Source organism: Nocardiopsis rhodophaea, assembly GCF_039530945.1.
Taxonomy (GTDB): domain Bacteria; phylum Actinomycetota; class Actinomycetes; order Streptosporangiales; family Streptosporangiaceae; genus Nocardiopsis_C; species Nocardiopsis_C rhodophaea.
In genome coordinates, this window is record NZ_BAAAPC010000019.1 from 24,237 (window position 1) to 37,653 (window position 13,417).

General features: G+C 70.8%; 14 protein-coding genes. 7 read left to right on the top strand and 7 right to left on the bottom strand.

Features of this window, described 5'->3' with window-relative positions:
- Positions 1 to 177: 177 nt before the first annotated feature.
- From ABD259_RS19815 to ABD259_RS19825, 3 genes are all read left to right on the top strand, one after another.
- Complete coding sequence (locus tag ABD259_RS19815) at positions 178 to 996, top strand: hypothetical protein (protein WP_344164441.1); 819 nt, start codon at positions 178 to 180, stop codon at positions 994 to 996.
- A gap of 136 nt (positions 997 to 1,132) precedes the next feature.
- Complete coding sequence (locus tag ABD259_RS19820) at positions 1,133 to 3,088, top strand: fumarate reductase/succinate dehydrogenase flavoprotein subunit (RefSeq protein WP_344164444.1); 1,956 nt, start codon at positions 1,133 to 1,135, stop codon at positions 3,086 to 3,088.
- Entirely contained in the window at positions 3,085 to 3,909 is an 825-nt protein-coding gene (locus tag ABD259_RS19825; RefSeq protein WP_344101660.1) for a succinate dehydrogenase/fumarate reductase iron-sulfur subunit, read from the top strand. The genes ABD259_RS19820 and ABD259_RS19825 overlap by 4 nt, the downstream gene beginning before the upstream one ends.
- A gap of 49 nt (positions 3,910 to 3,958) precedes the next feature.
- On the opposite strand, the gene ABD259_RS19830 is transcribed toward ABD259_RS19825, so the two are convergent.
- Entirely contained in the window at positions 3,959 to 4,390 is a 432-nt protein-coding gene (locus ABD259_RS19830; RefSeq protein WP_344101662.1) for an NUDIX hydrolase, read from the bottom strand.
- A 73-nt stretch (positions 4,391 to 4,463) separates the two neighbouring features.
- Between ABD259_RS19830 and ABD259_RS19835 the strand changes: the two genes are divergently transcribed.
- Positions 4,464 to 5,243 (top strand): GntR family transcriptional regulator, encoded by a 780-nt coding sequence (locus ABD259_RS19835; protein ID WP_344101664.1) that lies wholly within the window; start codon positions 4,464 to 4,466, stop codon positions 5,241 to 5,243.
- Between the two features lie 80 nt (positions 5,244 to 5,323).
- Entirely contained in the window at positions 5,324 to 5,872 is a 549-nt protein-coding gene (locus tag ABD259_RS19840) for an ATP-binding protein (protein WP_344101666.1), read from the top strand.
- Between the two features lie 79 nt (positions 5,873 to 5,951).
- On the opposite strand, the gene ABD259_RS19845 is transcribed toward ABD259_RS19840, so the two are convergent.
- Complete coding sequence (locus tag ABD259_RS19845; RefSeq protein ID WP_344164447.1) at positions 5,952 to 7,151, bottom strand: FAD-dependent monooxygenase; 1,200 nt, start codon at positions 7,149 to 7,151, stop codon at positions 5,952 to 5,954.
- Positions 7,152 to 7,213: 62 nt separating this feature from the next.
- Here ABD259_RS19845 and ABD259_RS19850 point away from each other — a divergent pair, with 62 nt between their 5' ends.
- Positions 7,214 to 7,840, top strand: a complete 627-nt coding sequence (locus ABD259_RS19850; protein WP_344101669.1) for a TetR/AcrR family transcriptional regulator — start codon at positions 7,214 to 7,216, stop codon at positions 7,838 to 7,840.
- A gap of 40 nt (positions 7,841 to 7,880) precedes the next feature.
- On the opposite strand, the gene ABD259_RS19855 is transcribed toward ABD259_RS19850, so the two are convergent.
- Together ABD259_RS19855 and ABD259_RS19860 are read right to left on the bottom strand one after the other, a co-directional pair.
- Positions 7,881 to 9,053: an FAD-dependent oxidoreductase gene (locus ABD259_RS19855; RefSeq protein ID WP_344101671.1), complete on the bottom strand. Its 1,173-nt coding sequence runs from the start codon at positions 9,051 to 9,053 to the stop codon at positions 7,881 to 7,883.
- Positions 9,054 to 9,122: 69 nt separating this feature from the next.
- On the bottom strand, positions 9,123 to 9,698 hold the full coding sequence (locus ABD259_RS19860; RefSeq protein ID WP_344164450.1) for a maleylpyruvate isomerase N-terminal domain-containing protein: 576 nt from the start codon (positions 9,696 to 9,698) through the stop codon (positions 9,123 to 9,125).
- Between the two features lie 171 nt (positions 9,699 to 9,869).
- On the opposite strand from ABD259_RS19860, the gene ABD259_RS19865 reads away from it, so the two are divergent.
- Positions 9,870 to 10,394: a nitroreductase/quinone reductase family protein gene (locus ABD259_RS19865; protein ID WP_344101675.1), complete on the top strand. Its 525-nt coding sequence runs from the start codon at positions 9,870 to 9,872 to the stop codon at positions 10,392 to 10,394.
- A 104-nt stretch (positions 10,395 to 10,498) separates the two neighbouring features.
- On the opposite strand, the gene ABD259_RS19870 is transcribed toward ABD259_RS19865, so the two are convergent.
- From ABD259_RS19870 to ABD259_RS19880, 3 genes are read right to left on the bottom strand one after another with little or no spacing between them, the layout of a single operon-like run.
- Positions 10,499 to 11,779, bottom strand: coding sequence for an outer membrane protein assembly factor BamB family protein (locus ABD259_RS19870; protein ID WP_344164453.1), 1,281 nt, complete (start codon positions 11,777 to 11,779; stop codon positions 10,499 to 10,501).
- The gene (locus tag ABD259_RS19875; protein WP_344101680.1) at positions 11,776 to 12,657 is read right to left on the bottom strand and encodes a cytochrome c biogenesis CcdA family protein; all 882 of its coding nucleotides are present in this window, start codon (positions 12,655 to 12,657) and stop codon (positions 11,776 to 11,778) included. The genes ABD259_RS19870 and ABD259_RS19875 overlap by 4 nt, the downstream gene beginning before the upstream one ends.
- On the bottom strand, positions 12,654 to 13,382 hold the full coding sequence (locus tag ABD259_RS19880) for a thioredoxin domain-containing protein (RefSeq protein ID WP_344164456.1): 729 nt from the start codon (positions 13,380 to 13,382) through the stop codon (positions 12,654 to 12,656). The genes ABD259_RS19875 and ABD259_RS19880 overlap by 4 nt, the downstream gene beginning before the upstream one ends.
- Positions 13,383 to 13,417: the final 35 nt, after the last annotated feature.

Here is a 13,417-nt window from a genome sequence, read left to right on the forward strand (position 1 = left end):
GTGGCATTTTTCACATTCGCTTCGGGTGAATTTCTTGCTGATTCCGTGATGGCGCGGGCTTAACGTTGCTTCCCATACGCATCCGCACTGCCTTATCAGCGGCTGAGGGCGACCGGCCTGCTCCTAACCCGTGATTTCCTCCGGTCGGCTCTCCGCCCGAGATGGAGAACGCAGGGAATGACAGCGACACTTCCCCCGCCGGAAAGCTCCGGCGCTACGCGTGCCCGCCTTCCGCATCGGACACTGCGCACGGACCGATGGTGGCTCGGCCCGGCGCTGACCGTCGCGGGGCTGACCGCCTTCCTCGTGTACGGCCTGCTCCGGGCCCTCCAACAGGACCACTACTGGGTGCCGGAGTACCACTACCTCACCCCCTTCTACTCCCCCTGCCTATCGGCGTCCTGCGAGCCGGGATCGGCGCTCTTCGGGACCTTTCCGTGGGCTTTCCCATGGTTCCTTCCCTATGCCGTGATCAGCCTGCCGCTTCTCCTGGCGTTCCGGTTCACCTGCTACTACTACCGGAAGGCCTATTACCGCGCGTTCTGGCAGTCGCCCACCGCGTGCGCCGTGCGCGAGCCGCACGGCCGCTACACCGGCGAGACGCGATTTCCGCTGCTCGGCCAGAACCTGCACCGCTATTTCTTCTACGCCGCGTTCGCCATCTCGGTCATCAACACCTATGACGCCACGAACGCCCTCCTGCACGGCGAGAACGGCGGATTCGGTATCGGGATCGGAAACATCATCCTGTTCGGCAATGTGATCCTGCTCTGGGCCTACACCCTGAGCTGCCACTCCTGTCGGCACGTCTTCGGCGGGCGGCTGAAGAGTTTCGGCGACCGACCGCTCCGCTACTGGATGTGGACGCAGATCTCCCGGCTGAACACCCGGCACATGCTGTACGCCTGGATCACGCTGGGAACGCTGGTGATAACGGACCTCTACGTCGCGCTGGTCTCCGGAGGAGTCATCACCGACCTGCGGATCTTCAACTAGGGCCCGACGGCCTTTTTTCCCGACCGCGGATACGGCGGCGGCCTGGACCCCATCCTCCGCGGCACCGCGCCCTCCGCGGCGCCGACGCGACCGGTCTCCGGCGCCGAATGTATCGACGCAACCGAAAGTCAGGCAGATGTCCGAGATCAAACGGCACACCTACGACGTGGTGGTGATCGGAGCCGGAGGCGCCGGCCTCCGCGCCGCCATCGAAGCACGCGAACAGGGCAAGAAAACCGCCATCATCTCCAAGTCCCTGTTCGGCAAGGCGCACACCGTCATGGCCGAGGGCGGCGCGGCGGCCGCGCTCGGCAACGTCAACCCCGGCGACAACTGGCAGGTCCACTTCCGCGACACCATGCGGGGCGGCAAGTTCCTGAACAACCCCCGCATGGCCGAGCTACACGCCCGCGAGGCCCCCGAGCGCATTCTGGAACTGGAGTACTGGGGGGCGCTGTTCGACCGCACCGGCGACGGCCGGATCAGCCAGCGCAACTTCGGCGGCCACGAGTACGCCCGGCTCGCCCACGTCGGCGACCGCACCGGCCTGGAGATGATCCGCACCCTGCAGCAGCGGGTGGTCCAGTTGCAGCAGGCCGACGCCGCCGAACTGGGCCACCCCGAGGCGATGCTGAAGGTCTTCGCCGAGACCACCATCACCGATCTGCTCAAGGACGGCGAGCGGCTGTCCGGGGCACTGGGCTACATCCGGGAGACCGGGGAGCTCGTGCTGTTCGAAACACCCGCCGTGGTGCTGGCCACCGGCGGCATCGGCAAGTCCTTCAAGGTCACCTCCAACTCCTGGGAGTACACCGGCGACGGCCACGCCCTGGCCCTGCGCTGCGGGGCGTCCCTGGTCAACATGGAGTTCGTGCAGTTCCACCCCACCGGCATGGTCTGGCCGCCCTCGGTCAAGGGCATCCTGGTCACCGAGTCCGTACGCGGCGACGGCGGGGTGCTGCGCAACGCCGAGAACGAGCGGTTCATGTTCCGCTACGTGCCCGACGTGTTCCGCTCCCAGTACGCCGAGACCGAGGCGGAGGCCGACGGCTGGTACTCCGATCCGGAGAACCACCGGCGGCCCCCGGAGCTGCTGCCCCGCGACGAGGTGGCGCGCGCCATCAACACCGAGGTCAAAGAGGGGCGGGGCTCCCCGCACGGCGGCGTCTTCCTGGACATCGCCAACCGCCTGCCGGCCGACCAGATCATGCGCAAGCTGCCGTCGATGCACCACCAGTTCAAGGAGCTGGCCGACGTCGACATCACCGCCGAACCCATGGAGGTCGGCCCGACCTGCCACTACGTGATGGGCGGCGTGGAAGTGGACGCCGCGACCGGGGCGGCACTCGTGCCGGGGCTGTTCGCGGCCGGAGAAGTCGCCGGCGGTATGCACGGTTCTAACCGGCTGGGCGGCAACTCCCTGTCCGACCTGCTGGTGTTCGGCCGCCGGGCCGGTCTGGGCGCCGCCGAGTACGTCACCGAGCTGGCGGGCGAGCGTCCGCCCGCCGACCCCGCTCAGGTGGAGCGTGCCGTGGAGCAGGTGCGGGCGCCGCTGGAGCGCGAGCACGGCGAGAACCCCTACGCCGTGCACTCCGAGCTCCAGCAGACCATGAACACCCTGGTCGGCATCATCCGCCGGGGGCCGGAAATCGAACAGGCGCTGGAGGCGCTGCACAAGCTCGGTGACCGCGTCGCCTGCGTCCGCGCCGAGGGCGGACCTGTCTACAACCCCGCCTGGCACCTCGCCCTGGACCTGCGGAGCATGGTGCTGGTCGCCGAGGCCATCGCGCGGGCGGCACTGGAGCGCGAGGAGTCGCGCGGCGGGCACACCCGCGACGACTTCCCGGAAATGTCGCCGGAGTGGCGCCGGGTCAACCTGATCGAGTCGCTGACCGCGGACGGTCGGGTGCGCCTGCGCCGCCAGCGGGTCGACCCGCTCCGGCCGGACCTGCTGGAGCTCTTCGACCGCGAGGAGCTGGCCAAGTACTTCACCGACAACGAGCTGCCAGCGGTCCCGGCGCCGGCAGTGCCGGAGCCGACGGCGGCCCCGGGAACCGAGCAGGGCACCGCGAAGGAGGACGACCAGGGATGACCACCGAGACGACCGGCACCGGCACCACGCGGACGTTCCGCGTCTGGCGCGGCGGTGGCGACGGAGAGCTCACCACCTACGAGGTCGAGGTCAATGAGGGCGAAGTCGTCCTCGACGTGCTGCACCGGCTGCAGGCGACCCAGACACCGGACCTCGCGGTCCGGTGGAACTGCAAGGCGGGGAAGTGCGGCTCGTGCTCGATGGAGATCAACGGGCGGCCGCGTCTGTCGTGTATGACGCGGATGAGCACGTTCGCACCCGAGGAGACCGTCACGGTCACGCCCATGCAGACCTTTCCCGTCATCCGCGACCTGGTGTGCGATGTCTCGTACAACTACGCCAAAGCCCGTGAGATCCCCTCCTTCACCCCGGACCCGGGGACCGCGCCGGGCGACTTCCGGATGCGGCAGGAGGATGTCCAGCGCTCGCAGGAGTTCCGCAAGTGCATCGAGTGCTTCCTGTGCCAGAACGTCTGCCATGTGATCCGCGACCACGAGGAGAACAAGGAGAGCTTCTCCGGCCCGCGCTTCCTGATGCGGGTCTCTGAGCTGGAGATGCACCCGGAGGACACCGCCGACCGCCGGATGATCGCCCAGGACGAGTTCGGTCTGGGCTACTGCAACATCACCAAGTGCTGCACGGAGGTGTGCCCCGAGAACATCAAGATCACCGACAACGCGCTGATCCCGATGAAGGAGCGGGTCGCGGGGCGCCGCTACGACCCGCTGGTCTGGCTCGGCTCCACGATCGGCAGGCGGAAGGGGGCCGACACCCCGATGGCCCCCAACACCCGGAAACCGTCGTCGGCGCCGGAGCAGTAGCCGGGCGCGGTGCGGGATCCGGCCACCGGGAGCCTGGTGGCCGGATCTGTCATGGGTCGAGGGGGACGGCGGTGAGGAGATCGTGGCCGTCATGCGCGCGGATCCGCGGCGGCCCGGCGTCCAGGGCGTCGAGGAGGCGGCAGGCGTAGGCGGGCGCCATACGCAGCGCGACCTCGTCGGGCGTCAGCCATTCGACGGCGGTCGTCTCCTCGGAGAGGCGCACGTGGCTGGTTTTCGGTACGCAGCGGAAGACCAAGGCGACGATGCCCTGCTTGATGTTCTTGTAGACACCGGTCAATGTATCGACATGGACACTCAGTCCGGTTTCCTCGTAGATTTCCCGACGTACCCCGGCCTCGATGTCCTCATCGGGTTCGAGCACGCCGCCGGGCGGTTCCCAGTGGCCGTTGTCAGCCCGCTGAATGGCCAGAATTCGGCCCTCCCTATCGACGACCGCTCCCGCGACCGAAACTGAGTGCATGGGCGTGGAACCACCTTGTAATGTCTGATTGCTCTTCTACAGGAGAGGCCCCGGCAAGGAAGCAGGTGTCGAGTTGGAGAATCCGACCACGACCGACGGTGGCCGACCGCGCTACCTGCGCATCGCTCAGGATCTCAAGCTGCAGATCCACACGGGCGAGCTGCCCGCCGGGGCGCGGGTTCCCAGCGAGTCCGAACTGATCGAGCGCTACGGCGTCGCCCAGGGAACGGTCCGCAAGGCCGTGACCGAGCTCCGCGCGGTCGGCCTGGTCGAGACGCACCACGGCAAGGGCACGTTCGTGCGCAGCCGTCCGCCGGTCCGGCGCAAGTCCTCCGACCGGTTCCGCAGATCGCATCGCGCCGCGGGAAAGGCCGCCTACCTGGCCGAATCCGACCAGGCGGGCGTCGAGGCCGAGGTCAGGGTGCGCTTCGTGGGGTCGCTTGACGCGCCGGAGGACATCGCCCGCCGGCTGTGCCTGCCCCGCGGCACCAAGGTTCTGGCCCGACGCCGCCTCTACCTGAGCGACGGCACGCCCACCGAGGAGGCGACCTCCTACATTCCGTGGGACATCGCCAAGGAGACGCCGGAGCTGTTCGCCGAGAACCCCGGCCCCGGCGGCATCTACGCCCGGCTCGAAGAACGCGGCCATCAGCTCGCCGAGTACATCGAGGAGATCTCCGTCCGCGTCGCGACCAAGGAGGAGACGTCGGCCCTGTCCATGGGGACGGGCTCGCCGGTCATCCAGCTCGTTCGGGAGGCAGTAGACAAGAGCGGTCGCACCGTGGAGGTATGTGACACGATCATGTCCGCCAGCCAATTTGTCCTCGAATATCGCATTTCTGCCGACGACTGAGCGATCGACACGCCCGGTTCTCCCAAACCGCTTGACTCTCCACCGCGAAGTCGAGCACTCTTATATCATCACTCCTGTATATGAGTGAAGAAGTTGCATATCAGCTTCTTTCGGGGGTCCTCATGTCGGTCGTGTCGTCCGCCCCGTCGTTCCATTCGGTCCGATGGGAACCGCGTATTTATCCAGGAGACCCCGCCCGCACCATCCAGGTGCGCGCTGATATCCGCCACGACCTGCGAGGATTCCCCGACGACCTGATCTGGACCGTGCAGCTGTGCTGCTCCGAGCTCTACACCAACGCGGTACTCCACACCGTTTCCGGCGCACCGGGCGGAGAGGTGGCACGCCGCCTCTGGCTCCACCGACCCGACACCCTGCGGCTGGAAGTGGCCGACGGCGGCTGGACCACCGCCCGGCCCGCCCTCCCGCCCGACCGCGATGGCTCCGCGTGGTTGACCTCCGAAGGGCAGCGCGGCCTCCTCCTCGTCAACGCCTTCGCGATCGACTGGGGCTATGACCAGGTGCTCCCCTACTCCCAGCTCAACCTCGGACTCGCTGTCTGGGCCGATTTCCGCGTCGACCCCGGCGACGTCCCTCGCGGCTTAGACCATTTCATCTTCACGGGCTGAGTCGCGCAGCCCGCGCACGGCCACCGGGCCGCCCTGTGGAGGGGCCAGGGCGGTCCGGTCCCCCAGCGTTTTCCCCCTTTCAGCGGGTCGGCTCGGTCGGCCGCGGCGGCGTCCAGTCGAAGACCTCGTCGAACGAACGGAGGAACCCGCCGGGTGCGAGGCGCCCGAGCGCGGTGACCAGGGCGTCGCGACCGGCCGCCAACACAGGCGACGTCGAGGACAGGAAACCGCCGATGCGGCCGGAGCGCCGCACGATCCGGTTGGTGCGGGGCAGCCGCAGGCGCGTGTACTCGGCGAGCCCGGCGTGGATATCGGCCGAGGCGGCCACCAGGTGCGCTAACGTCACGCCGTCCTCGATCGCCTGGCAGGCCCCCTGCCCCAGGTTGGGCGCCATCGCGTGCGCGGCGTCGCCGAGCAGCGCCACCCGCCCCCGGTGGAAGGCCGGCAGCGGTGTGCGCAGCGACCACACGTCGTTGCGGATCACGTGCTCCGCCGTGGCGATCACCTGGGGGATCGGATCGTGCCACGCCCCGAACCGGCGCAGCAGCCCGGCCCGCTCGTCGTCCTCGTGCTGACCGGGCTCGCCGCTGTCGGTGAAGTAGGCGTAGACATCGCCGTCGGCCAGCGGGTACAGGCCCGCCACCCGGCCCACGCCCCAACTCTCGGTCCCCAGAACGGCGCCCTCGGGCGCCGGGGCGATGACCCACCAGCAGGGGTAGGCGAAGACCGGCCCCGGGTGCCGCGGGAACAGGGCGCGCCGCACCCGCGAGTTGACGCCGTCGGCCGCGACGACGAGGTCCGCGTCGATCCCCTCCCCCGTCTCGGTACGCACCCGCGCCGGGCGCCGCACGTCGCCGGGGTCGACCTCCGCGACCGCGGTCGAGGTGCGCAGCGCACCGTCCGGGAGGCTCCGCCGGAGCACGTCGATCACTTCGGCGCGGCGCAGGATAACGGCGATGTCGCCGAACCGCTCCCTCACGGCGTCCATGTCAGTGCGTACCAGCCAGCGGCCGTCCCACCGACGGAGACCGCCGGTCTGCGCCGCCGACCGCGCCCGGATCGCGTCTCCGTCGCCGAGCACGTCGAGTGCGCGCAGCGCGTTCGGTCCGATGCCGATCCCGGATCCCACCGGTCCCACCTCGGGCGCGCGTTCCAGGACGGTCACGCTCCAGCCCACGTCGACAAGGGCGCGTGCGGCGGTCAGCCCGCCGATCCCGGCTCCGATGACCACGGCCCGTCCCCGCCCCACCATGCCGCTCTCCACCCTCAGCCACCCCATCGCCCGTAGAACTCTACATCTGTAGTAAACCTACACCTGTAGAGACGATCTAGGATTTGGGGGTGCCGGAAACCAGCAGTCAGCGCGTCGACCTCATCGCGCGCACCGCCGTCCACCTCATCGCCTCCCGGGGCCTGCGGGGGCTCACCCACCGGGCGGTGGACGAGGCGGCGGGCCTACCGCCCGGCTCGACCTCCTACCACGCGCGCACCCGCGCGCGGCTGATCGAGATCGCCCTCCTTCACCTCGCCGACGAGGGGGCCGCTCGCACCGACACGGTGGCGCTCGGCGTCCCCGCATCCCTCACGGGCGGCGGACTCGACGCGATGGCCCGGTTGATCGCCGACTACCTGCACACCACGATCTACGAGGACACCGAGCGCAGCCTGGCCCGCTTCGAGCTCGCCCTGGAGGCCAACCGCCGCCCGGAGCTGCGCGCGGTCTACGACAGCCTCGGCCGCAGGTTCGAGACCGTGGCCAGGATGGTGCTGCGCGACCTCGGCTCTTCCGCCCCGCAACGCCACGCCCGCGCACTCATCGCCTGGTCGGAGGGGATGGTCTTCGACTCCCTGGCGGGCTCCGGGGCCGCGCGTCCGCCGTCCCGCGGCGAACTCCGCGCCGACGCCGCGGAGTTCCTCCGGGCGCTCCTCGCGCCCTCCGACGCCTCCGCCAAAGACGGCGGCGGCTGAGAGGCCGACGCACAGGGAGACCGGCGGTCCAGCGGTGGCCTCACATCTCCGCTGGCGGCTTCCAGTCGTCGATGGGGCGGGTGTAGCGGGCCAGCAGCGTGGGGGCGAGCCGGCCGACGACGCCCGCGGCGGTGTCGCGGAGGATGGTGACCAGCGGGGACTCGTTCTGCACGGCCTCGGCCAGCTGCGCGGATCTCTGCACCAGCGCGCTGGTGCGGGGCAGCCGGGCGTCGGTGTAGGACCGCAGCGCCGTCGGTAGGTAGGCCACGGATCCGTCGATGTGGTGCGCCAGCACGACCGCGTCCTCGATCGCCTGGCCGGCGCCCTGCACCAGGTTGGGCGTCATCGCGTGCGCGGCGTCGCCGAGCAGCGCCACCCGCCCCCGGTGGAAGGCCGGGAGGGGGGTGTCGACATGCCAGACGTCCATGCGCACGATCGCCTCGGGCCGAGCGGCCTCGAAGAGCTCGGCCAGGGGCGCGTGCCAGTCGTCCATGCGTCGGACGAGCTCGGACTTCTCATCCTGGGCGCTCCCACCGGCGGGGACGTTGCCGGTCACGTAGCAGTACACCTCGTCCCCATTCAGCGGGAGGACACCGGCGACCCCGCCCTGCCCCCAGCTCTCGCCGTACTCCAGCGGGTAGTCCGGTGGCTGGGGCACGATGGCGCGCCAACAGGCGAACCCCGCGTACACGGCGCCGGGGTGTTCCAAGAACAGTTCGGGGCGCACGGTCGAGCGGGCGCCGTCGGCCACCACCACGAGGTCGGCGCTCAGCTCCCCGACGTCCGTCACGACCCGCGCGGGGCGCCGCGTGTCGCCGGGCTCGACGTTGGTGACCCTGGTGGCGGTGTGCAGCGCCGAACGGGGCAGCCGCTCCAGCAGGACGTCGACGAGGTCGACGTTGCGGAGCACGCACACCGCGTCGCCGAAGCGCCGACGCGTCTCCTCCACCCCCGTGCGCAGGATCCACCGACCGTCCTTGCGCCGGATCGAGGCGACGTCGTGGGCGGCGGAGCGCTTCCGGACATCGTCACCCGCGTTGAGCGCGTCGAGAGCGCGCAGGCCGTTGGGTGCCAGAGCCAGACCGACATCGGCGGGGTCGAGGACCGGTGCCCGTTCGCAGACGGTCACGGCCCATCCACGGCGGTCGAGAGCGAGGGCGGCGGTCAACCCGCCGATACCACCACCGACGATGACGGCGTGCGGCTCTGCCATGAAGTCGTCCTTCTTCGGACACGCGTAGGGGGCGGCCCCGGGGGCGGGATTCCGTGGGCTCCTGCCCCCTCAGGCTAGGGCTGCCGCCCGAGGAATGCCATGAGTTGCTGGGTTTTCGTCGCATCTGGCCCAAGCTGGACTTCCGGCCCGAACAGCACACCCCGCGCTTCGGGCCGGAGAAATCCGCGGGCACACGCGTAAGCCTCGTCCACGAGCGGCTCGGGGATGGTCGCGTCCTGCCCGGTCGCGCGCGATGTCCCAGCCGTGCCCCGTGACGTCGCCGACCGCCACCCCGGCGATGTCGCGCGCGCTGTCCGCGGAGAAGGCCCCGGTGAATCGCCGGTCCCAGATTCCGGGGTCGGCGAAGACCACGCGGGCGCGGGCCGCCGCCGCGGCGAAGGCGGCCTCCGGGGTACCGCTGATCGGCGTGGCGGCCGTGGCCTGCGGATCGAGGGACGCCGGGTCGACCTGCTCGCCCGCCAGGCCCCGGGCCACCAGGTCCAGGGTGTTGATCATGTGGTTGAGCACCTGGCCCAGATCCCACTCGGCGCAGGGGGTGGGGGCCGACAGCGGGACGTCGCCGATGCCCCTGACCTTCCCGGCCGCCCAGTCGAGCGCGCTGTACACCGTGTTTTCGGAGACCACGGCCGCTCCAATCGATCATATGTACGAAAACACGCTCACCCTACTTCACCGCGCTCTCTCAACGCACCCGTATTCCCAGATGTCCACGGCCTCGATTCCACCCTTGGCCGGGGCTGCGGACCGCCGTAGGTTGCGGGTAGTCCGCCGACTCCCCACGGAAAGGACACGACCATGGCGCCGCTCGCCCCCCGCTCCGGCTCGCCGTCATTGGGCCGCGCGCTCCTCCCGCTGATCCAGCGGATGGCGGCGAGCGCCCTGTTCGCCCGGATCGCGCCCCGGGTCCTGCCGCGGCTCGACCGCTTCCTCGCCCGCCGTACCGGAGGCAGGGTGCAGACCGCCCGCTGGGCGGTCCCCAGCCTGATGCTGACCACCATCGGGCAGAAGAGCGGCCAGCCCCGCCAGACACCCGTGGCCTGCCTGCCCGAGCGGGAGACCGGCTCCTTCCTCGTCGTCGGCAGCAATTTCGGGCGCGAGAAGCACCCCGCCTGGACTGGGAACCTCCTCAGCACGCCCGAGGCCGTGATCAATTACAAGGGCCGCGAGATCCCCGTGACCGGTGTCCTGCTCTCCCCCGAGGAGAAGGCCGCGGTCTGGGGGAAGCTCAACGCGATGTGGCCGTATGACTCCTATGCCACGCGCGCTGGACGCGAGCCCCGGGTGTTCCGGCTCGCGCCCCGGCGGTCACCGGAGCGGTGACGGATGCGCCCCGGCGGCCACGGGGTGGTCCGCGAGCGTCGTCCCCGGCGGCGTCGGCCGGGATCACGCCCGCGGACCGGGCAGCGTCCACGCCGCGATGCCGCTCAGCTCGGCGCGCCGACCGCGACGCAGGAGCCGTCCTTCTTGTCGCAGTCGGCGTCCGGAAGGGCGAAGGCGGTCGCGCCCGACGGTGTGGCCGCGATCGGAAAGGGCCAGGTGCCGCGTTCCTCCGTCGTGCCGTCGGCCGCCGCGAGCACCACCTTCTCCGCGCGGTCCGGCTGTGCGCCGAACAGCTTCCCGCCGAGCAGGGTCCGGGGCGCGTAGTCGGCCGTGGCGTCCCGCCACAGTTCGCGTCCCGTCTCACCGTCGTACGCGGCGACGAAGCCGTCCGCGTCCGCCACCGATGTGGCGACCAGGACGCCCGTCACAGGGTCGGAGAGGGCGCGCGGTTCCACGACCTCATCCGGGAGAACCGCCACGGTCGTTCCGGTGCGCAGGTCGTTCACGGTGGTGATGGGGCGGCCTCCGCCATCCGCCGGTGTCCAGGAGAGGAGGACCCGTGCGCCGTCGCCCTCAACGGCCCGCGCGTAGCCGACCCTTCGTCCCCCGGCGCCCTTCGGGGGCCGCAGGTCGCTTCCGCTCCACAGCTCTCGGCCGGACACGGTGTCGCGCGCCCGGAGTTCGCCGTCCTCCTCGACCAGGAGCACCCCGTTGTGCTCGTGGTCGATCACCACGCCGTCGGTCTCATCGGCCTGGACCGAGCCGTCAGCGGGCGAGAGCGCTACCGTGGCTCCTGCGTCATCGCTGACCACGGTTCCGGGCATATCGCCGAACACCAGCCCCGGCCCGATGACCGCGCCCGGCACGTCCACGGGGCCCCACAGCCGCTCGCCGGTCACCGCGTCGTAGCCGCTGGCCTCGGTCGGGGGGTCGGCTTCGCCGCGCAGCGGATCGAAGTCGTTGTCTAGCAGCACGACGATGTCGCGGCCGTCCGTGCGCGAGACCGTGAAGCTGGTGCAGGAGGGGTTGACGGAGCGGCTCCACCGGGAGGTGCCGTCAGCGTCGGTGAGGACGAAGGTCAGCTCGGGGTCCTCATCGGTGGGCAGGACGGTTCCGATGAACCCCTCGCCGACCGCCGCGGGCGGACCGTCCACGGGCAGCCGGGCGAGCGCGTCGGGGTCGAGCGGCGGGGGGACGTCCCAGCGGTCGACGCCGCTCAGCTTCTCCGCGGGATCGCCGAGGGGCGTGACCTCCTCAGCCGGCCGGGCGGTCTCCTCCTCACCCGACGCCCCGCCTCCCGCCGTGCAGGCCGTGAGGGCGACGAGGGCCGCGCACACGGCGGCACCGAGGGCGGTGGCCCGCCTCCGCCGACGGTCCGGCGTCATCGGGCCGTCTCCCGCTCCGACGCCGCCGGAGCGCCGCCCTCGGGCGTGCTCCGAGGTGCCCGCCGCTCGCGGTACCACCGCCAGGCGCCCGCGCCGACCAGCGCGAGCCCCACCGCGCCGAAGAACACCAGGTCGGCCCCTGAACCGCTGAGCCGGGCGAGCCACTGCTGGGCGCGGTAGGCCTGGTCCTCGAACAGCGCGCCGCCGAACAGCGACGCCGTGCCGTCGTAGCGGAGGAACAGCACGCCGATGAGGATGAACAGCAGGCCCGAGGCGGTACTCGTGGTGTGCAGCCGCACCGGTCCGATCTTCACGAGGCGGCCGCGCAGCCAACCCCTTCGGCCCAGGTCGAAGCGGTCCCACAGCAGGGCCAGGACGAACAGGGGCAGCGCCATGCCCAGCGCGTACACCGCCAGGAGCAGGGCGCCGCGCACCGCACCGCCGGTGGCGGCCACGGTGAGGACAGCGCCGAGGATCGGGCCGGAGCAGAAACCCGCGAGGCCGTAGACCGCGCCGAGCGCGAACACCGACACGGCGTCCGTCCGCCCGGAGAAGCGCCCCTCCAGGCGCTGCATGAACCCGAAGGCGATCCCGAGTCCGGCGATCTGGGCGGCGCCGAAGGCGATGATCAGCCACCCGGCGATCGTGATGAGGAGATCGCGCTCGCCGTAGAAGAGCTGGCTGACCGCGGCCGATCCCGCGCCGAGGGGCACCAGCGTCACGCACAGGCCGAGGTAGAACAGGGCGGTGCGGGCGAAGAGCCGCCGGGGGTCGCGGAAGGCGTAGCCGAAGAACGAGGGGAGGAGCAGCGCGCTGCAGGGGCTCAGCAGGGCGAGCACACCGCCCGCGAGCGCCGCGGCGAAGCCGATGTCGGTCACTTCTCCCCCTTCGCGTCGTCCAGGGCGGTGTCGATGGCCTGGGTGAACACCGGAAGCGGCTGCGCGCCCATGACGGGCTGCCCGTTGACCAGGAACGCGGGGGTGCCGGTGACGCCGATCCCCATGCCCTCGTCGAAGTCGCGCTGCACGGCCTGGGCGGCGTCGCCGCTCTCGCGGTCCTCGTCGAAGCGCTTCTTGTCCAGGCCGATGTCGTCGGCGATCGCGTCGAGCTCGTTCTTCAGGGCGTCGCCCTCGAACTTCTCGTCCTCGCCGTAGTAGGTGTCGTGGAACTCCCAGAACTTGCCCTGGACCCCGGCGGCGTGCGCGGCCCGCGCGGCGGTCGTGGAGTCGTCGCTGAGGTAGGGGAACTCGCGCCATTCGATGCGCAGCTGGCCATCGTCGACGTAGCGCATCAGCTCGGGCTGGATCTCGCGGACCCAGCGCCCGCAGAACGGGCAGTTGTAGTCCGAGTAGGCGATGAGGACGACCGGGGCGTCGGTGTCGCCCAGTGCCATGGGGTCGTCGGCGTCGCGGCGGGCCAGTTCCTCGCCCATCGCGCGGATATCGGAGGAGACGGGGGCGGACTGGGGCGCCGCTTCCCGGTCGGCGGCGTCGCCGCCGGAGGCGACGATCGCGTATCCCGCGATCGCCAGCAGGATGGCCGTCCCGATGAGGAACGGCGCCCAGGGGGCCCACCGCCCGGTTGTCCTTGCTGATCTGGGCATACGTCGCTCCTCCATCACACGAGACGTTTTCTATC

Excerpts from the sequence above, each read along its gene's own strand:
- ABD259_RS19825 (WP_344101660.1), top strand. The coding sequence starts at position 3,085 with ATGACCACCGAGACGACCGGCACCGGCACCACGCGGACGTTCCGCGTC.
- ABD259_RS19845 (WP_344164447.1), bottom strand. The coding sequence starts at position 7,151 with ATGGGGTGGCTGAGGGTGGAGAGCGGCATGGTGGGGCGGGGACGGGCC.
- ABD259_RS19820 (WP_344164444.1), top strand. The coding sequence starts at position 1,133 with ATGTCCGAGATCAAACGGCACACCTACGACGTGGTGGTGATCGGAGCC.
- ABD259_RS19830 (WP_344101662.1), bottom strand. The coding sequence starts at position 4,390 with ATGCACTCAGTTTCGGTCGCGGGAGCGGTCGTCGATAGGGAGGGCCGA.
- ABD259_RS19880 (WP_344164456.1), bottom strand. The coding sequence starts at position 13,382 with ATGCCCAGATCAGCAAGGACAACCGGGCGGTGGGCCCCCTGGGCGCCG.
- ABD259_RS19865 (WP_344101675.1), top strand. The coding sequence starts at position 9,870 with ATGGCGCCGCTCGCCCCCCGCTCCGGCTCGCCGTCATTGGGCCGCGCG.
- ABD259_RS19870 (WP_344164453.1), bottom strand. The coding sequence starts at position 11,779 with ATGACGCCGGACCGTCGGCGGAGGCGGGCCACCGCCCTCGGTGCCGCC.
- ABD259_RS19840 (WP_344101666.1), top strand. The coding sequence starts at position 5,324 with ATGAGTGAAGAAGTTGCATATCAGCTTCTTTCGGGGGTCCTCATGTCG.
- ABD259_RS19815 (WP_344164441.1), top strand. The coding sequence starts at position 178 with ATGACAGCGACACTTCCCCCGCCGGAAAGCTCCGGCGCTACGCGTGCC.
- ABD259_RS19855 (WP_344101671.1), bottom strand. The coding sequence starts at position 9,053 with ATGGCAGAGCCGCACGCCGTCATCGTCGGTGGTGGTATCGGCGGGTTG.